The sequence below is a fragment of the Pseudomonas sp. 22490 genome (genome assembly GCF_052044465.1).
GTDB lineage: Bacteria > Pseudomonadota > Gammaproteobacteria > Pseudomonadales > Pseudomonadaceae > Pseudomonas > Pseudomonas aeruginosa.
In genome coordinates, this window is record NZ_JBQENS010000022.1 from 104,707 (window position 1) to 122,680 (window position 17,974).

The following is a 17,974-nucleotide window of genomic DNA, read 5'->3' on the forward strand; positions in this document are numbered from 1 at the left end:
TGACCCTTACCCAGAACAGAGCTAACAATCAGCCACGGGGTACTCTTCATGTCGATCTTCGAACAGGGTCTCGCGCCCGCCGCCGTCAACCACATCGCCCTGACGCCGCTGAGCTTCATCGAGCGCACCGCCAGCGTCTATCCGCACTACCCCGCGGTGATCCACGGCAACATCCGCCGCGACTGGGCGCAGACCTACCAACGCTGCCGACGCCTGGCCTCGGCCCTGGCCGGGCGCGGCATCGGCCAGGGCGACACGGTGGCGGTGATGCTGCCGAACATTCCCGAGATGCTCGAGGCGCACTATGGCGTGCCGATGATCGGCGCGGTGCTGAACACCCTCAACGTACGCCTCGACGCCGAAGCCATCGCCTTCATGCTGCAACACGGCGAAGCCAAGGTGCTGATCACCGACTACGAATTCCACGAGGTGATCCATGCCGCCATCGGTATGCTCGACCACCCGCCGCTGGTGGTCGACGTCAACGACCCCGAGTATGGCGAAGGCCGCCCGGTTGGCGAACTGGACTACGAGGCGCTGCTCGCCGAGGGCGACCCGCAGTTCGCCTGGGAATGGCCCCGGGACGAGTGGCAGGCGATCTCGCTGAACTACACCTCGGGCACCACCGGCAACCCCAAGGGCGTGGTCTACCATCACCGCGGCGCCTACCTGAACGCGCTGGGCAACCAGATGACCTGGTCCATGGGCCAGCACCCGGTGTACCTCTGGACCCTGCCGATGTTCCACTGCAACGGCTGGTGCTATCCGTGGACGGTGACCGCGCTGGCCGGCGTCCACGTCTGCCTGCGGCGGGTCGATCCGCAAAAGGTCCTCACCCTGATCCGCGAGCACCAGGTCAGCCACCTGTGCGGCGCGCCCATCGTGCTCAACGCCCTGATCAACATGCCCGACTCGGCCAAGGCCGCCATCGACCACCCGGTGCATGCCATGGTCGCCGGCGCCGCGCCACCGGCCAAGGTGATCGGCGCGGTGGAAGAGATGGGCATCCGCGTCACCCATGTCTACGGCCTCACCGAGGTCTACGGCCCGGTCACGGTCTGCGCCTGGCACGGCGAGTGGGACGACCTGCCGCTGGAGCGACGCGCCGCGATCAAGTCGCGCCAGGGCGTGCGCTACCCGACCCTCGAAGGGGTGATGGTGGCCGACCCGAAGACCCTCGAGCCGGTGCCGCGCGACGGCCAGTCCATCGGCGAGATCTTCATGCGCGGCAATACCGTGATGAAGGGCTACCTGAAGAATCCCAGCGCCACCGAGGAAGCCTTCGCCGGCGGCTGGTTCCATACCGGCGACCTGGCGGTCTGCCATCCGGACGGCTACATCGAGATCCGCGACCGGCTCAAGGACATCATCATCTCCGGCGGCGAAAACATCTCCACCATCGAACTGGAGGGCGTGCTCTACCGCCACCCGGCGGTGCTGGAGGCGGCGGTGGTGGCGCGGCCCGACGAAAAGTGGGGGGAAACGCCCTGTGCGTTCATTACCCTGAAGAGCGATCATCAGGGGCTCGCCGAGAGCGAGATCGTCGCGTTCTGTCGCGAACACCTGGCCGCGTTCAAGATTCCGCGTACCGTGGTGTTCTCGGAACTGCCGAAGACCTCCACCGGCAAGATCCAGAAATACGTGCTGCGCGAGTGGGCCGCCGCCCTCTGAGCGCCGCCAGCCGAATTGCCCGTGCAGCGGCCGTGCCACGGCGGCCGTAGGCAGGATGCGCACGGGCAACCCTGTACCTGCGGCCGTCCCGCCGGCCGTTCACCGACGAGGTGTGCAATGCCTGAATACAACGCCCCGCTGCGCGACATGCGCTTCCTGCTCAACGACGTGTTCGACGCCCCCGCCCTGTGGCAGCGCCTGCCGCGACTGGCCGAGCGGATCGACGCCGACACCGCCGACGCCATCCTCGAGGAAGCGGCCAAGGTCACCGGCGGCCTGCTCGCGCCGCTCAACCGCAGTGGCGACGAAGAAGGCGCGCAGTGGCAGGACGGCGCCGTGCGCACCCCGGCCGGCTTCCGCGAGGCCTACGCGACCTACGCCGAGGGCGGCTGGGTCGGCCTCACCGGCAATCCGGCCCATGGCGGCATGGGCATGCCGAAGATGCTGGCAGTGCAGTTCGAGGAGATGATGTACGCGGCCAACGCCAGCTTCAGCCTCTATTCGACCCTTTCCGCCGGCGCCTGCCTGGCCCTCGATGCGCACGGCAGCGAGGAGCTGAAGAACAGGTACCTGCCGAACATGTACGCCGGCACCTGGGCCGGCTCCATGTGCCTGACCGAACCGCACGCCGGCACCGACCTGGGCATCATCCGCACCAAGGCCGAGCCGCAGGCCGACGGTTCATACAGGATCAGCGGGACGAAGATCTTCATCACCGGCGGCGAGCAGGACCTCACCGAGAACATCATCCACCTGGTGCTGGCCAAGCTGCCCGACGCGCCGGCCGGTTCGCGCGGCATCTCGCTGTTCCTGGTGCCGAAGTTCCTGGTCGGCGACGACGGCGCGCTCGGCGCACGCAACGCGGTGCACTGCGGCTCCATCGAGCACAAGATGGGGATCAAGGCCTCGGCCACCTGCGTGATGAACTTCGACGGCGCCAGTGGCTGGCTGGTCGGCGAAGTCAACAAGGGCCTGGCGGCGATGTTCACCATGATGAACTACGAGCGCCTGTCCATCGGCATCCAGGGCATCGGCTGCGCCGAGATGTCCTACCAGAGCGCCGTCGCCTACGCCCGCGAGCGCCTGCAAAGCCGCGCGCCGACCGGCCCGGTGGCCAGGGACAAGGCCGCCGACCCGATCATCGTGCACCCCGACGTGCGCCGCATGCTGCTCACCATGAAGGCGCTGACCGAGGGCGGCCGCGCCTTTTCCACCTATGTCGGGCAGCAGCTCGACCTGGCCAAGTACGCCGAGGACCAGGAAGAACGCAGCCAGGCCGAAGCCCTGGTGGCCCTGTTGACCCCGGTGGCCAAGGCCTTCTTCACCGATACCGGCCTGGAGAGCTGCGTGCTCGGCCAGCAGGTGTTCGGCGGCCACGGCTACATCCGCGAATGGGGTCAGGAGCAACTGGTGCGCGACGTACGCATCGCGCAGATCTACGAAGGCACCAACGGCATCCAGGCGCTCGACCTGATGGGCCGCAAGGTGGTCGCCAACGGCGGGCTGTTCCTCTCCATCTTCAGCCGCGAGGTGCGAGCCTTCGCCGCCGGCGCCAACGCCGAACTGGCGGAGTTCGTCACCCCGCTGCTGACCGCCCTGGACCTGCTGGACAACCTCACCCAGGGCATCGTCGCCCGCGCCGGCAACGACCCGCGCGAGATCGGCGCAGCCTCGGTGGAATACCTGCATCTGTTCGGCTATACCGCCTACGCCTACCTCTGGGCGCGCATGGCCGCCGCCGCGCTGCGCCAGCGCGAGGTCGACCCGTCGTTCCACGACGGCAAGCTGGCCACCGCGCGCTTCTACTTCGCCCGCATCCTGCCCCGCGTGCACTCCCTCGCCGCCGCCGTCGAAGCCGGCAGCGAAAGCCTGTACGGCCTGGAGGCGGAACAGTTCTGAAGCTTCCGTCGAGCATTGTCGCGCGGCCCGTGGGCCACGTGTTTTTTCCGGGACAGCATGCAACGCGCTGTCCGCCGACAGCCCGCGATAACGGCGGATAACCGCGAAGCGGTTATTCGCCCTACGACGCCCGGGAAGCCGGCCAGGCATTCTTGAAAAACGACGCAACCGCCGGTTATTCGCTAGACCAGGAACAAGGACATATCCATGCGAACCCTCACCACCCTCCTCGGCAACAGCCAGAAACTCGACGGCGGCGCCATGTTCGGCAATGCCCCGCGCGCGCTCTGGTCACGCTGGATGCAGCCCGATGCGGAGAACCGCATCGACCTCGGCTGCCGTGCCCTGCTGGTGCGCGACGGCGAGCGCAACGTACTGGTGGAGGCCGGCATCGGCGCGTTCTTCCCGCCCGCCCTGCGCCAGCGCTACGGCGTCCAGGAAGAGCGCCACGTACTGCTCGACAGCCTCGCCGCGGTCGGCCTGGACGACGCCGACATCGACGTGGTGCTGCTCACCCACCTGCACTTCGACCACGCCGGCGGCCTGCTCGCCGCCTGGGAAGAAGGCCAGCCGGCGCGCCTGCTGTTCCCCAACGCGCATTTCGTCAGCGGCCGCCGCCACTGGCAGCGCGCGCGCCAGCCGCACCCGCGCGACCGAGCCTCGTTCGTGCCGGAACTGCTCGACCTGCTGCAGGCCAGCGGACGCCTGGAGCTGCTCGACGACGGCGAGCGCTCGGCGCATCTGGGCGAGGGCTGGCGTTTCCATTTCAGCGAAGGCCATACCCCGGGCCAGATGCTCCCGGAGATCGCCATGCCCGACGGCCCGGTGGTATTCAGCGGCGACCTGATCCCCGGCGCACCCTGGGTACACCTACCGCTGACCATGGGCTACGACCGCTTCCCGGAAGGCCTGATCGAGGAAAAGGAACGCCTGCTGGACAGCCTCATCGCCCGCAACGGCCGACTGGTCTTCACCCATGATCCGTGCGTCGCCATGGGCCGGGTGCGACGCGACGAACAGGAGCGCTACAGCCTCTACGACACCCTCGAGCGGGTCGAGAACCTCGAGGCCTGAGCGAAAGGCGCGGCCCGCCCCGGCGGCGGGCCGCGGGAATCAGGAACGCGCCTTGCGCGCGCCCTTGCAGCGCTCGATGCCGAGCCGGCAGATCCGCTCGCAGAGTTCGGCGAAACCGATCCCGGCCGCCGCCGCGGCCTGCGGCAGCAGGCTGGTGGCGGTCATGCCCGGCAGGGTATTGACCTCCAGGCACCAGAGCCGGCCCTGTTCGTCGAGGCGGAAGTCGGTGCGGCTGTAGCCGCTCAGCTTCAGCGCCCGGTGTACCTTCAGCGCCAGACGCTGGGCCTCGGCGGCGATCGCCGGCGGCAGGTCGGCGGGAAACACCTCGCGCACCGCGCCGGCCTGGTACTTGTGCTCGTAGTCGAAGACCTCCTGGCCGCCGAGGAGAATCTCGCCCACCGGCAGCGCCTGGTCGTCGAGCACCCCGACGGTGACCTCGCGGCCGGCGACGAAGCGCTCCAGCATCACCTCGTCGCCATAGCGCCCGGCCAGCTCGATGGCCGGCTGCAATTCGGCCTGGGAATGCACGATGGACAGCCCCACGGTGGAGCCCTGGCTGTTCGGCTTGACCACCAGGGGGAAGCCCAGTTGCTCGCGCACCGCCTCTTCCGAGGCCGGCGCCATCAGCCAACTGGCGGTCTCCACCCCGGCGGCGAGGAACAGGCGCTTGGCCACGTCCTTGTCCATCGCCATGGCGCTGGCCAGGTGGCCGCTGCCGGTATAGGCGAAACCACCGGCATCCAGCAGCGCCTGCAGGGTGCCGTCCTCGCCGGTGCCGCCGTGCAGGGCGAGGAAGAACACGTCGACCCCAGCCAGTTCGCCGGCGCTCAGCAGGCTCTGCTTGCCGCTGCGGATGATCGCCAGCGAGTCGGAGTCCGGCGGGACCTCCTTGACCTTGCTCGCCAGCAGGCGGCGCTCTTCCTCCGCGCCGAGCAGGCCGCTGGCGGTATCCACCGCCAGCACCTGGTGGCCGGCGCTGCGCAAAGCCTGGATCACCTGCGCGCCGCTGGCGATGGAGACGTCCCGTTCCTCACTGCTGCCGCCGAAGAGAACGGCGACCTTCAACTTGTCCTGTCCCATGTTCCACCTGTCGTTCCAGTGCTGGAGGCAGAAAAGCACAACACAGGGGTAACTGAACAGAGACAGTCATCGTCGCGCGCAGCGAACGGCCTCCCTCAGCCGCGCAGTTCCTCGACCAGCGTGCGCAGCAGTTCGGCGGCCGGCAGCTCCCGCGCCAGCGCCGCGCCCTGGCCGGCCCACTGGGCGGCGAAATCATGGTTGCCGCGAGCCAGAGCGGCGGTCTGCAACGCTTTGGTCGCGTCGTAGACGAACGGATAGTCCGGCAAGGGCGGCACTCCAGGCGCGGCGGCATCGAAGAACATCCGGTTGGGCAGGCCGCGGGCGCTGCGCCCGGACATGGTCACGGTCAGCGCGGTGCGCGCCGCGCGCGGCCCCTTCAGCGCCTCGCGGTAGGCGGCGTTGGCCGAGGACTCCGGACAGAGGACGAAGGCGGTGCCCATCTGCACGGCGCTCGCGCCCAGCTCCAGGGCGGCGCGGATGCCCCGTCCGTCCATGATCCCGCCGGCAGCCACCACCGGTAGCGAACCGCGCGCCGCCAGCAGGCGGACCAGCGCCAGGGTGCCGATGGCGGCGTCGCCGCGCTCCGGCTCGAACACCCCGCGATGGCCACCGGCCTCGATGCCCTGGGCGACCACCGCATCGGCGCCGGCGGCCTCCACCAGAGCCGCTTCCTCCGGCGTGGTGGCACTGACCAGTACGCGGATGCCCGCCGCCTGCAACGCGCGAACCTGGTCGCGGGGCGGCGCGCCGAAATGGAAGCTGACCGCCGCCGGCCGCTCTTCCAGCAGCATCGGCAGCAGGGTCGGGTCTTCGAGGAAGCTCAGGTAGATGTTGTTCAGGCGCGCCGGCGGCTCGGCGCCGAACTCGGCGAACAGCGGCTTCAGGTAGTCCAGCCAGGCGCGCTCGCGGGCGGGGTCGGCCTGCCCCGGGCGGTGGCAGAACAGATTGACGTTGAACGGCTTGTCGGTCAGCCCGCGCACCTCGCGGATCAGCGCCCGGCCCTTCTCGGCGGCGCTACCGGTGATGGCGATCGAACCGAGCCCGCCGGCGTTGGATACGGCGGCGGCCAGCGCCGGCGTGGAGACGCCGAGCATGGGTGCCTGGATGATCGGCTGCTGGATGCCGAGCAGGCGCGTGAAGCGGTCAGTCATGGCGATTCCCTCTCCCGGTCGGACGACACCGCGTCGGCCGACGCTTGACCAATATATCTTCATAAAAGAATATTTTTAACAATTCATTCTCATAAAGAGATAGATCGATGGACCTTTCCTCCCTCGAAATCTTCCGCGCGGTCGCCCACGAGGCCAGCGTCACCCGCGCCGCTCAGCAGTTGCAGCGAGCGCAGTCGAACGTCACCACGCGGATCCGCCAGCTCGAGGAGGACCTGGGCGTCGAACTGTTCCTGCGCGACGGCAAGCGCATGAGCCTGACCGAACGCGGCAGCGAATTCCTCGCCTACGCCGAGCAGTTGCTGGCTCTCGCCGACGAGGCGCGTCAGTCGATGCATCCCGCCGAGCCCGGCGGGCGCCTGCGCCTGGGCAGCATGGAAAGCACCGCGGCCAGCCGCCTGCCGGCGCTGCTGGCGAGCTATCACAAGGCCTGTCCGCGGGTCGCCCTGGAAGTCTCCACCGGCACCAGTCGCGCGTTGTTCGATGGGGTGCGGGCGCGGCGCCTGGACTGCGCGCTGGTGGCCGCCGGCCCGGGCTGGGCCGGCGAACTCGATGGCAGCGGCCTGCGCGGCGAGCCGCTGTTCCGCGAGGAACTGCTGATGATCCTGCCGGCCGAACACCCGCCGGTCCACGACGTCGCCGAGGTGCGCCTGCGCACCCTGGCCGGCTTCTCCCGTGGCTGCACCTACCGGCAACTGGCCGAGGACAGCCTGGGCACGCCGCTGACGGTGCAGGAAGTCGGCTCCTACCATGCGATCCTCGCCTGCGTCGCCGCCGGCGCCTGTGTCGGCGTGCTGCCGCGCTCGGTGCTGCAACTGCTCGGCACGCCGCCGCTGCGCAGCCTGCCCCTTGCCGAAGTAGACACCTGGCTGGTCTGGCGCGAAGGCTACGCGACCGCTGCCTTCGAACGCTGGCGCGGCGTGCTGGGCCAGGCCGGCGACTGAGCGGCCAGGGGCGAACCCAACGGCCTGGCTCCGGTCCAACCCCGAGCCATCAGAACAATAGCGAGCCAAGGAGTTGCCCATGAGAAGACTGCCCACCCTCTGCCTGCTGGCCCTCGCGCCGCTCACCGGCGTGGCGCCCCAGGCCCAGGCCGCCAGCCTCTACAACCTGCTGGTGGGGACCTATACCGAAGGCTCCAGCGAAGGCATCCAGGTATACCGCTTCGACGGCGCCGACGGCTCGGTGAAAGGCCCGCTGCGCGTGGCCCATACCAGCAACCCCTCGTACCTGACCTTCGCCCCGGACCAACGCACTCTGTTCGTGGTCAACGAGAACGGACGGGGCGGCAAGGGCGATACCGTCGGTCGCGCCACGTCCTACCGTTTCGATCCGATCAGCGGCCGCCTGCAACAGATCAGCCAGGTCCAGACCCTCGCCGATCATCCGACCTACAGCAGCCTCAGCCACGACGGCCGCTACCTGTTCGTCGCCAACTACTCGGTACAGCCGGAAGGCTCGGTGGCGGTACTGCCGGTGCGCGCGGACGGCTCGCTGGCGCCGGTGGTGCAGGTGGAGTCGCACCAGGCCAGCAAGGTGCATCCGCGCCAGGTTTCCGGTCATGTGCACTCGGTGGTGTCCTCGCCCGACGGCCAGTACCTGTTCGCCCCCGACCTCGGCGCCGACAAGGTATTCGTCTACCGCTACGCCCCGGAACAGGCCGAACGTCCGCTGCAGGCGGCCGATCCGGCATTCGTCCCGACCCCGCCCGGCAGCGGCCCGCGCCATCTGATCTTCAGCGCCGACGGGCGTTTCGCCTACCTGACCCTGGAACTGAGCGGCCAGGTGATGGTGTTCGCCCATGAGGGCAATGGCCGCCTGCGCCAGTTGCAGACCCACGACCTGGCGCCTGCCGGCTTCCAGGGCAAAGTCGGCGCCGGCGCCCTGCACCTGTCCGCCGACGGCCGCTTCCTCGGCGTGCTCAATCGCGGCGACGACAACCAACTGGTGACCTTCGCCGTCGACCCGGCCAGCGGCCAGTTGCGTTTCGTCGAACGGCGCTCGGTGGAAGGCACCGAGCCGCGCGAATTCGCCTTCTCGCCCGGCGGGCGCTTCGTCCTCGTGGCCAACCAGAACAGCGACCAGTTGCGGGTGTTCGCCCGCGATCCGCAGAGCGGCCAGGTGGGCAAGACGCTGCAAAGCGTCGAGGTGGGGTCGCCGAGCGATCTGCGCTTCGTGGCGGTGCCGTGACCTTGCGCTCGGCCATCCGCCGATATGCCGCTGGGCCGGCGGATCGGCGCTAAGCGGTCATCCGCACCACGGAGCCAGACCCGAAGCCCGCCCTGGCTCCAAGGCCCACAGGCATGGAGCTTCCGCCCACATACGGCAAGTCCTGTAGGGCGAATAACGCCAGGGGCGTTATCCGCCGCTGTCCCGGAGAACCGGCGGATAACCGCAAGCGGTTATTCGCCCTACGGAACCAGGATCCGCCACGTAGAGGTTTGTCATGCTTGCCCTCCAGACGATGGGGGAGCTAACTCGCCCCGGCAGGAGGTCGAATCGTCGCGCAGCGGGTCGAGCGACAGTGATGCCGCGAAGGCGTCTCGCTCCAGGGGGAACCGTCGCGACGGGTTGCCCGCAAGCTACACCCAGCCCCTCCCCCAATAGTCCCCGCGACCAATCGTCAGCCCCTCATCCCACCGTCCCGCGACACCAACGAATCCACCTTAAACCCACGCCCAGCAAGGCCTATAGCGCTAATCACAGACGCCCTTGACCTCAACTTAACTTGAGGTTTTATAGTCCCCGCTGCGGTCATACCGCCCCGTTTCCCCAGGACCACGAACCGCCCCCACGGCCGCTTCGCGGCGCCGGATGGCGACCAGCACAAGGAACGACCCATGCAGCGCTTCATCGATAACTCGCTCGAAAGCAACTGGCTCTGGCTGACCGCCCGGATCTGCCTGGCCCTGATGTTCGTCGCCTCGGGACTGGCGAAGCTGTTCGACTATCAGGCCAGCCTGGAGGAAATGCGCGCCGCCGGCCTGGAGCCGGCCTGGCTGTTCAACATCGCCACCGCCGTGACCCTGCTGGCCGGCTCCGCGCTGGTCCTGCTGGACCGCAAGCTATGGCTCGGCGCCGGGGCGCTGGCGGTGTTCCTGCTGCTGACCATCCTCATCGTCCACACCTTCTGGAGCAAGACCGGCGTCGAAGCCAAGCTGGCGATGTTCTTCGCCCTCGAACACATCGCGGTGATCGGCGGCCTGATCGCCACGGCCATCGCCAGCGCGCAACGCCAGCGGCTGCGCCAGGACGTCTCCGTGGCCGCCACCTACCAGAAGGCCTGAGGCGATCATGCAGAAACCCGTCCTGATCGCCAGTGCCGCGCTCATCTGCGCGGCGGTTATCGGCATCGCCGTCTACGCCACCGGCTCGGCGAAGAAAGACGCCGGCGGTTTCGCCGGCTACCCGCCGGTGAAGGTCGCCCTCGCCTCGGTGGAGCGGCGGGTGGTGCCGCGCGTCTTCGATGGCGTCGGCGAGCTGGAGGCCGGTCGCCAGGTCCAGGTGGCCGCCGAAGCGGCAGGACGGATCACCCGCATCGCCTTCGAATCGGGCCAGCAGGTGCAGCAAGGGCAGTTGCTGGTGCAACTCAACGACGCGGTGGAACAGGCCGAGCTGATCCGTCTCAAGGCGCAGTTGCGCAATGCCGAGATCCTCCATGCCCGTGCGCGCAAGCTGGTAGAGCGCAACGTCGCCTCGCAGGAACAGCTGGACAACGCCGTCGCCGCCCGCGACATGGCGCTCGGCGCGGTGCGCCAGACCCAGGCGCTGATCGACCAGAAGGCGATCCGCGCGCCCTTCTCCGGCCAGCTCGGCATCCGCCGCGTGCACCTCGGCCAGTACCTCGGCGTCGCCGAGCCGGTGGCCAGCCTGGTGGATGCGCGGACCCTGAAAAGCAATTTCTCCCTGGACGAAAGCACCAGCCCCGAGCTGAAGCTCGGCCAGCCCCTCGAGGTCCTGGTCGACGCCTATCCGGGGCGCAGCTTCCCGGCGCGCATCAGCGCCATCGACCCGCTGATCGGCAAGTCGCGCACGGTGCAGGTCCAGGCCTTGCTGGACAACCCCGAAGGCCTGCTCGCCGCCGGCATGTTCGCCAGCATCCGGGTCTCGCGCAAAGCCGACGCGCCGTCGCTGAGCGTGCCGGAAACCGCGGTCACCTACACCGCCTACGGCGACACCGTGTTCGTCGCCCACCAGGACGGCGACCGGCCGCTCAGCGCCAAGCGCGTCTCGGTGCGGATCGGCGAGCGCTGGGACGGTCGCGTGGAAATCCTCCAGGGCCTCGCCGAGGGCGACCGGGTAGTGACTTCCGGACAGATCAACCTGAGCGACGGGATGGCCGTGGAACCGGTCAAGGAAGACACCCTGAGCAGTGCCGCGCCCCCCGTGCCGGTCGCCGGCCGCTGAAGGAAGCCCGCGATGACCTTTACCGACCTGTTCGTCCGCCGGCCGGTGCTGGCGCTGGTGGTCAGCACGCTGATCCTGCTGCTCGGCCTGTTCTCCCTGGGCAAGCTGCCGATCCGCCAGTACCCGCTGCTGGAAAGCTCGACCATCACCGTCACCACCGAGTACCCCGGCGCCTCCGCCGATCTCATGCAAGGCTTCGTCACCCAGCCGATCGCCCAGGCGGTGTCGTCGGTGGAGGGCATCGACTACCTTTCCTCGACCTCGGTGCAGGGGCGTAGCGTGGTGACCATCCGCATGCTGCTCAACCGCGATTCGACCCAGGCGATGACCGAGACCATGGCCAAGGTCAACTCGGTGCGCTACAAACTGCCCGAGCGTGCCTACGACTCGGTGATCGAACGCTCTTCCGGCGAGACCACCGCGGTAGCCTACGTCGGCTTTTCCAGCAAGACCCTGCCGATCCCGGCGTTGACCGACTACCTGTCGCGGGTGGTCGAGCCGATGTTCTCTTCCATCGACGGCGTGGCCAAGGTCCAGACCTTTGGCGGCCAGCGCCTGGCCATGCGCCTCTGGCTCGACGCCGACCGCCTCGCCGGGCGCGGCCTGACCGCCTCCGACGTGGCCGAGGCGATCCGCCGCAACAACTACCAGGCGGCGCCGGGGATGGTGAAGGGGCAGTACGTGCTGTCCAACGTGCGGGTCAACACCGACCTGACCAACGTCGACGACTTCCGCGAGATGGTCATCCGCAACGATGGCAACGGCCTGGTGCGCCTGCGCGACGTCGGTACCGTCGAACTGGGCGCCGCGGCCACCGAGACCAGCGCACTGATGGACGGCGATCCGGCGGTGCACCTGGGGTTGTTCCCGACGCCCACCGGCAACCCGCTGGTGATCGTCGACGGCATCCGCAAGCTGCTGCCGGAGATCCAGAAGACCCTGCCGCCGGATGTCCGCGTCGACCTCGCCTACGAGACTTCGCGCTTCATCCAGGCCTCCATCGACGAGGTGGTGCGGACCCTGGTGGAAGCGCTGCTGATCGTGGTGCTGGTGATCTACCTCTGCCTCGGCTCGCTGCGCAGCGTGCTGATCCCGGTGGCGACCATTCCCCTGTCGATGCTCGGCGCCGCCGCGCTGATGCTGGCCTTCGGCTTCAGCGTCAACCTGCTGACCCTGCTGGCGATGGTGCTGGCCATCGGGCTGGTGGTGGACGACGCCATCGTGGTGGTGGAGAACGTCCACCGCCACATCGAGGAAGGCAAGTCGCCGGTGGCGGCGGCGCTGATCGGCGCCCGCGAAGTGGCCGGCCCGGTGATCGCCATGACCATCACCCTGGCCGCCGTGTACACCCCCATCGGCCTGATGGGCGGCCTCACCGGCGCGCTGTTCCGCGAGTTCGCCCTGACCCTGGCGGGCGCGGTGATCGTGTCCGGGGTGGTGGCGCTGACCCTGTCGCCGGTGATGAGTTCGCTGCTGCTCCAGGCGCACCAGAACGAGGGGCGCATGGGCCGCGCCGCCGAGTGGTTCTTCGGCGGCCTGACGCGGCGCTACGGGCAGGTCCTGGAGTTCTCCCTGGGCCACCGCTGGCTGACCGGCGGCCTGGCATTGCTGGTGTGCATCAGCCTGCCGCTGCTGTATTCGATGCCCAAGCGCGAACTGGCGCCGACCGAGGACCAGGCCGCGGTGCTCACCGCGATCAAGGCGCCGCAGCACGCCAACCTCGACTATGTCGAACTGTTCGCGCGCAAGCTCGACCAGGTCTACACCAGCATCCCGGAAACCGTGAGCACCTGGATCATCAACGGCACCGACGGACCGGCGGCGAGCTTCGGCGGGATCAACCTGGCGGCCTGGGAAAAACGCGAGCGCGACGCCTCGGCGATCCAGTCCGAGCTGCAAGGCAAGGTCGGCGATGTCGAGGGCAGCAGCATCTTCGCCTTCCAGTTGGCCGCCCTGCCCGGCTCCACCGGCGGCCTGCCGGTGCAGATGGTGCTGCGCAGCCCGCAGGACTATCCAGTGCTCTACCGGACCATGGAAGAGATCAAGCAGAAGGCCCGACAGAGCGGGCTGTTCGTGGTGGTCGACAGCGACCTCGACTACAACAACCCGGTGGTCCAGGTCCGCATCGACCGCGCCAAGGCCAACAGCCTGGGCATCCGCATGCAGGACATCGGCGAGTCGCTGGCGGTGCTGGTGGGCGAGAACTACGTCAACCGCTTCGGCATGGAGGGCCGCTCCTACGACGTGATCCCACAGAGCCTGCGCGACCAGCGTTTCACTCCGCAAGCGCTGGCACGACAGTTCGTGCGCACCCAGGACGGCAACCTGGTGCCGCTGTCGACGGTGGTCCGGGTGGAGCTTCAGGTCGAACCGAACAAGCTGATCCAGTTCGACCAGCAGAACGCCGCGACCCTCCAGGCGATCCCCGCGCCCGGCGTCTCCATGGGCCAGGCGGTGGCCTTCCTCGACGACGTGGCGCGCGGCCTGCCGGCCGGCTTCAGCCACGACTGGCAATCCGACTCGCGGCAATACACCCAGGAAGGCAACACCCTGGTGTTCGCCTTCCTCGCCGCCCTGGTGGTGATCTACCTGGTGCTCGCCGCGCAGTACGAGAGCCTGGCCGACCCGCTGATCATCCTGATCACCGTGCCGCTGTCGATCTGCGGCGCGCTGCTGCCGCTGGCGCTGGGCTACGCGACGATGAACATCTATACGCAGATCGGCCTGGTCACCCTGATCGGCCTGATCAGCAAGCACGGCATCCTCATGGTCGAGTTCGCCAACGAACTGCAACTCCACGAGCGCCTCGACCGCCGCGCGGCGATCCTGCGCGCCGCGCAGATCCGCCTGCGGCCGGTGCTGATGACCACCGCGGCAATGGTCTTCGGCCTGGTGCCGCTGCTCTTCGCCAGCGGCGCCGGCGCCGCCAGCCGCTTCGGCCTGGGCGTGGTGATCGTCTCCGGGATGCTGGTCGGCACCCTCTTCACCCTGTTCGTGCTGCCCACCGTCTATACCCTGCTGGCGCGCAACCACGCGGAAGTCGACAAGAGCCCGCGCAGCCGGCAACTGGCCGAGGCCGATCTGCTGGTGAACAAGGCATGAAGCGCTCCTACCCGAACCTTTCGCGCCTGGCGCTGGCCCTGGCGGTCGGCACCGGCCTGGCCGCCTGCAGCGTCGGCCCCGACTACCAGCGTCCGCAGTCGCCGCCGCCACGCGTCGCCAGCGAGCACCTCGGCGAGTTCTCCGGCGAGCGGCGGGAAGCGCCCTGGTGGAGCTTCTTCGACGATCCGCAACTGGTGCGCCTGGTCGACCAGGCGCTGGCGCGCAACCACGACATCCGCGAGGCCCGCGCCAACCTGCGCAGCGCCCGCGCGCTGTTCGACGACCGCTGGCTCGACCAGTTGCCGCAGGTCACCAGCCAGGCCGGCTACAGCCGCAGCATCGAACAACAGCTGGACTACGACGGCGAGCCGCGCCGGCGCCTGGCGGAGAGCTACCGCGCCGGCTTCGACGCGCAGTGGGAAATCGACCTGTTCGGCCGCCTCGGCCGACTTTCCGACGCCGCCCTGGCCCGCGCCGAAGCGGCCGACGCCGACCTCCGGCTGGTACGCCTGAGCATCGCCGCCGACACCGCCCGCGCCTACTTCGAGATCCAGGGCTACCAGCGCCGGCTGGACGTGGCGCGCGCCCAGGTGCGCAGTTGGCGCGACACCCTGGAGCTGACCCGCAGCAGCCTGCAACTGGGCAGCGGCCTGCCGGAGGACGTGGAGAACGCCCAGGCCAACCTGCTGCGCAGCGAAGCGGCGATTCCGCCACTGACGACCGCGCTGGAGAGCGCCCGCTATCGCCTCGACGTGCTGCGCGGCGAGGCACCCGGCAGCGGCGCGCCGATCCTCGACGGCGCCGCCGCCGCGCCATTGGCGAAGAACCTGCCGCTGGGCGACGTCGACCGCCTGATCCTCCAGCGCCCCGACGTAGTCAGCGCCGAGCGGCAACTGGCAGCGAGCACCGAAGACGTCGGCGCGGCCACCGCCGAACTCTATCCGCGCCTCGACCTGGGCGGCTTCATCGGTTTCTTCGCCCTGCGCAGCGGCGACCTCGGCAGCGCCTCGCGCGCCTTCGAACTGGCGCCCAGCGTCAGTTGGCCGGCGTTCCGCCTGGGCAACGTGCGGGCCCGCCTGCGCGCCGTCGAGGCGCAGTCCGACGCCGCGCTGGCGCGCTACCAGCGCTCCCTGCTGCTGGCCCAGGAGGACGTCGGCAACGCGCTCAACCAACTGGCCGAACACCAGCGTCGGCTGGTCGCCCTGTTCCAGTCCGCGACCCATGGCGCGAACGCCCTGGAGATCGCCAACGAACGCTACCGCGCCGGCGCCGGCAGCTACCTGGCGGTGCTGGAGAACCAGCGCGCGCTGTACCAGATCCGCGAGGAACTGGCGCAGGCGGAGACCGCCTCGTTCGTCAACGTCATCGCGCTCTACAAGGCGCTCGGCTGGGGCAGCGGCGACCTGGAGCCGGGCGCCGGCCAACTGGCCGCCGGCGAAACCGCCGGGGCCAACCGTTGAAAGTTCCGATTCAGGCCCTGGCAGCGACGATCATGCGGGTTTCCATCGGCAGGTCGACGATCCGCTCCACCGCGAAGCCGCCGCGCCCGAGCAGGTCGACCACCTCCTCGGTGGTGCGGTGACGGCCAGCGCAGGCCATGAACAGGTGCACGTCCCAGAGCACCGACATCGGCGACGGCTCGCTGGCCGAGATGGTCCGCTCGATCACCACCACCCGGCCGTCGCCGGCCATCGCCTCGCGGCAATTGCCGAGCAACCGCAGGCTGGCGGCTTCGTCCAGATCGCCGATGATCCGCGACAGCAGGTAGATATCGCCGTTGGACGGCACCTCTTGCAGCATGTCGCCGCCCACCAGGCTGACGCGCTCCCCTGCCAACAGGCTGGAGAGGTTGTCGCGGGCCACGCCGAGGGAACCCTCGCGGTCGAGCATCACGCCCCGGGCGCTGGGCTCGGCCTGCAGGATGGCCTTGGTCAATTCGCCGGAACCGCCACCGACGTCGACGAAGTTACGCCCGCGGAAATCCAGGAGCCTGGGGATCTCGTGGAAGGCCAGGTTGCTCGCCTTCATCGCCAGCAGGAAGCGCCGGCCGGCATCCGGGCAGCGCTTCAGGTAGCTGTAGAAGTCTTCGCCGAACGCCAGCTCGAAGCCTGGGGTACCGCTGAGCAGCGCCTCGCAGGCGGGCGTCCAGGCGGCGTGGAACTCCTCGCCGTAGAACAGCACCATGTCGCGGAAGGAGCCCTCGACATCCCTCAGCAGGTGGCTGGTGGGGGTATTGGCGTAGCCGTCGCGGGTATCGCCCTGGAAGATCTCGAAGGCCACCAGCAGGCGCATCAGTCGATGGATGCGCTCGGCATCGGAACCGACCGCGGCGGCCAGCGTCTCGTCGCTGTCGATCCCGCTCTCGATCAGATCGGCCAGCCCGAGGCGCGTAGCGACGTAGACGCAACGGGACTTCCATTCCCCGGTAACAACTTGTATCAAATTACGCGCAGCAGCAAGATTCGAATTATTCATCTTTTATTCTCTCTCGTTACACATTTCCGTAACCCGAGAAGTACCCAAGCGCTCTATTTCGCACTTCTTGCCCGCTCGGCGAGAAATACCGCAGAACACCCCGGTTCATTCGGAACTTTGAGAAAAAATGCGCTCATCCCCCGGATCAGCGCTCCCTGGATCTCGTTGCGGAAACAACCCTGGAACTTTCCAACTGCCTGTTCCAGAGCCTTTTCCTGCGTACCGAAAGAATAAAATTACAACTTGGCTACAACCTCCGGCATTGCAGGAAGCATCAGCTTAGCAATCCCGCATACCCTGTCTGGCACCTACCAGATCTTGTAGTTGAGCCGGTACGAGCGTTCTGTGTTTTATGCAATCCACATCAGCGACCAGGGATGCTGGCTATTTGAAACACTTCACGGAATGACGCTGAAAGTCTTCGCGACCTCGTCTGTCGCACCTTAACGAAAGCATTGCGAATCCATTACCGACAGGTTTCCAAAAGAAACCCGGGATGAAACTCCTATTGCCTTTCGAAAATTGGAAACGACAGGCGAACATATGTAACGCGAAATTTCACCCTACGTATAAACAATGCGCCCAGCGAATATCGCTCCCTTACCGAGCGACGAACTCCTGCGCGCCAGCGAATAACCGATGCCGCGAGGGAAAAGTTTCTCCGGCATACCTGGAGAGCCCTCTCGGAGGCGGCGCATGAACGGTCAGCGGTACAGGGAAACACCCCTCGACATCGAGCGTCTGCGGCGCCTGAATCGCGCCACGGTGGAGCGCTACATGGCAATGAAGGGGGCCGAACGGTTACAGCGGCACAGCCTGTTCGTCGAGGACGGCTGCGCCGGCAACTGGACCACGGAAAGCGGCGAACCCCTGGTTTTCCGGGGCCATGAGAGCCTCAGGCGGCTCGCCGAGTGGCTCGAGCGCTGCTTCCCCGACTGGGAGTGGCACAACGTGCGGATCTTCGAGACCGAGGATCCGAACCACTTCTGGGTCGAGTGCGACGGGCGCGGCAAGGCGCTGGTCCCGGGGTATCCGCAGGGCTATTGCGAGAACCACTACATCCATTCCTTCGAACTCGAGAACGGCCGGATAAAACG

At 68.1% G+C, this 17,974-nt stretch carries 13 protein-coding genes; 10 read left to right on the forward strand and 3 right to left on the reverse strand.

Annotated features, from left to right (window positions below; translation table 11 throughout):
* The first annotated feature begins 48 nt into the window (after positions 1–48).
* The 3 genes from ACTJJX_RS22910 (at position 49) to ACTJJX_RS22920 (ending at position 4,644) form a co-directional block, all read left to right on the forward strand.
* Positions 49–1,671: an acyl-CoA synthetase gene (locus ACTJJX_RS22910; RefSeq protein ID WP_003093598.1), complete on the forward strand. Its 1,623-nt coding sequence runs from the start codon at positions 49–51 to the stop codon at positions 1,669–1,671.
* A gap of 117 nt (positions 1,672–1,788) precedes the next feature.
* Positions 1,789–3,570 carry an acyl-CoA dehydrogenase C-terminal domain-containing protein gene (locus tag ACTJJX_RS22915; protein WP_003454382.1) on the forward strand — a complete coding sequence of 594 codons (1,782 nt, stop codon included), beginning with the start codon at positions 1,789–1,791 and terminating at the stop codon, positions 3,568–3,570.
* Positions 3,571–3,777: 207 nt separating this feature from the next.
* The gene (locus tag ACTJJX_RS22920) at positions 3,778–4,644 is read left to right on the forward strand and encodes an MBL fold metallo-hydrolase (RefSeq protein ID WP_003114721.1); all 867 of its coding nucleotides are present in this window, start codon (positions 3,778–3,780) and stop codon (positions 4,642–4,644) included.
* 39 nt (positions 4,645–4,683) lie between these two features.
* Here the strand turns inward: ACTJJX_RS22920 and ACTJJX_RS22925 are convergent, their stop codons facing one another.
* Positions 4,684–5,724 (reverse strand): D-alanine--D-alanine ligase, encoded by a 1,041-nt coding sequence (locus ACTJJX_RS22925; protein WP_003093601.1) that lies wholly within the window; start codon positions 5,722–5,724, stop codon positions 4,684–4,686.
* Between the two features lie 95 nt (positions 5,725–5,819).
* Positions 5,820–6,875, reverse strand: coding sequence for a nitronate monooxygenase (gene nmoA / locus ACTJJX_RS22930; protein ID WP_003111998.1), 1,056 nt, complete (start codon positions 6,873–6,875; stop codon positions 5,820–5,822).
* Between the two features lie 107 nt (positions 6,876–6,982).
* Between nmoA and nmoR the strand changes: the two genes are divergently transcribed.
* The 6 genes from nmoR to opmD all read left to right on the forward strand — a co-directional run bounded on the left by nmoR (position 6,983) and on the right by opmD (position 15,862).
* Complete coding sequence (nmoR, locus tag ACTJJX_RS22935) at positions 6,983–7,837, forward strand: LysR family transcriptional regulator NmoR (protein ID WP_023082753.1); 855 nt, start codon at positions 6,983–6,985, stop codon at positions 7,835–7,837.
* A gap of 79 nt (positions 7,838–7,916) precedes the next feature.
* On the forward strand, positions 7,917–9,083 hold the full coding sequence (gene ppgL, locus ACTJJX_RS22940; protein ID WP_003114725.1) for a gluconolactonase PpgL: 1,167 nt from the start codon (positions 7,917–7,919) through the stop codon (positions 9,081–9,083).
* A 650-nt stretch (positions 9,084–9,733) separates the two neighbouring features.
* Positions 9,734–10,180, forward strand: coding sequence for a multidrug efflux RND transporter inhibitory subunit MexG (mexG, locus tag ACTJJX_RS22945; protein ID WP_003093607.1), 447 nt, complete (start codon positions 9,734–9,736; stop codon positions 10,178–10,180).
* Positions 10,181–10,187: 7 nt separating this feature from the next.
* Positions 10,188–11,300, forward strand: a complete 1,113-nt coding sequence (mexH, locus tag ACTJJX_RS22950; protein WP_003104731.1) for a multidrug efflux RND transporter periplasmic adaptor MexH — start codon at positions 10,188–10,190, stop codon at positions 11,298–11,300.
* Between the two features lie 12 nt (positions 11,301–11,312).
* The gene (mexI, locus tag ACTJJX_RS22955; RefSeq protein WP_003093610.1) at positions 11,313–14,402 is read left to right on the forward strand and encodes a multidrug efflux RND transporter permease MexI; all 3,090 of its coding nucleotides are present in this window, start codon (positions 11,313–11,315) and stop codon (positions 14,400–14,402) included.
* Positions 14,399–15,862, forward strand: coding sequence for a multidrug efflux transporter outer membrane subunit OpmD (opmD, locus tag ACTJJX_RS22960; RefSeq protein ID WP_023082752.1), 1,464 nt, complete (start codon positions 14,399–14,401; stop codon positions 15,860–15,862). Before mexI ends, opmD begins: the two co-directional genes overlap by 4 nt.
* 10 nt (positions 15,863–15,872) lie before the next feature.
* Here the strand turns inward: opmD and phzM are convergent, their stop codons facing one another.
* Positions 15,873–16,877 carry a phenazine-1-carboxylate N-methyltransferase PhzM gene (gene phzM / locus ACTJJX_RS22965; protein ID WP_016852432.1) on the reverse strand — a complete coding sequence of 335 codons (1,005 nt, stop codon included), beginning with the start codon at positions 16,875–16,877 and terminating at the stop codon, positions 15,873–15,875.
* A 696-nt stretch (positions 16,878–17,573) separates the two neighbouring features.
* On the opposite strand from phzM, the gene phzA reads away from it, so the two are divergent.
* A partial coding sequence (gene phzA / locus ACTJJX_RS22970) for a phenazine biosynthesis protein PhzA (RefSeq protein ID WP_003111614.1) occupies positions 17,574–17,974 on the forward strand: 401 nt, incomplete at its 3' end.

What these genes read in the sequence shown, in the direction of transcription:
- ACTJJX_RS22910 (WP_003093598.1), top strand. Translation starts at nt 49, where the DNA reads ATGTCGATCTTCGAACAGGGTCTCGCGCCCGCCGCCGTCAACCACATC.
- ACTJJX_RS22915 (WP_003454382.1), top strand. Translation starts at nt 1,789, where the DNA reads ATGCCTGAATACAACGCCCCGCTGCGCGACATGCGCTTCCTGCTCAAC.
- ACTJJX_RS22920 (WP_003114721.1), top strand. Translation starts at nt 3,778, where the DNA reads ATGCGAACCCTCACCACCCTCCTCGGCAACAGCCAGAAACTCGACGGC.
- ACTJJX_RS22925 (WP_003093601.1), bottom strand. Translation starts at nt 5,724, where the DNA reads ATGGGACAGGACAAGTTGAAGGTCGCCGTTCTCTTCGGCGGCAGCAGT.
- nmoA (WP_003111998.1), bottom strand. Translation starts at nt 6,875, where the DNA reads ATGACTGACCGCTTCACGCGCCTGCTCGGCATCCAGCAGCCGATCATC.
- nmoR (WP_023082753.1), top strand. Translation starts at nt 6,983, where the DNA reads ATGGACCTTTCCTCCCTCGAAATCTTCCGCGCGGTCGCCCACGAGGCC.
- ppgL (WP_003114725.1), top strand. Translation starts at nt 7,917, where the DNA reads ATGAGAAGACTGCCCACCCTCTGCCTGCTGGCCCTCGCGCCGCTCACC.
- mexG (WP_003093607.1), top strand. Translation starts at nt 9,734, where the DNA reads ATGCAGCGCTTCATCGATAACTCGCTCGAAAGCAACTGGCTCTGGCTG.
- mexH (WP_003104731.1), top strand. Translation starts at nt 10,188, where the DNA reads ATGCAGAAACCCGTCCTGATCGCCAGTGCCGCGCTCATCTGCGCGGCG.
- mexI (WP_003093610.1), top strand. Translation starts at nt 11,313, where the DNA reads ATGACCTTTACCGACCTGTTCGTCCGCCGGCCGGTGCTGGCGCTGGTG.
- opmD (WP_023082752.1), top strand. Translation starts at nt 14,399, where the DNA reads ATGAAGCGCTCCTACCCGAACCTTTCGCGCCTGGCGCTGGCCCTGGCG.
- phzM (WP_016852432.1), bottom strand. Translation starts at nt 16,877, where the DNA reads ATGAATAATTCGAATCTTGCTGCTGCGCGTAATTTGATACAAGTTGTT.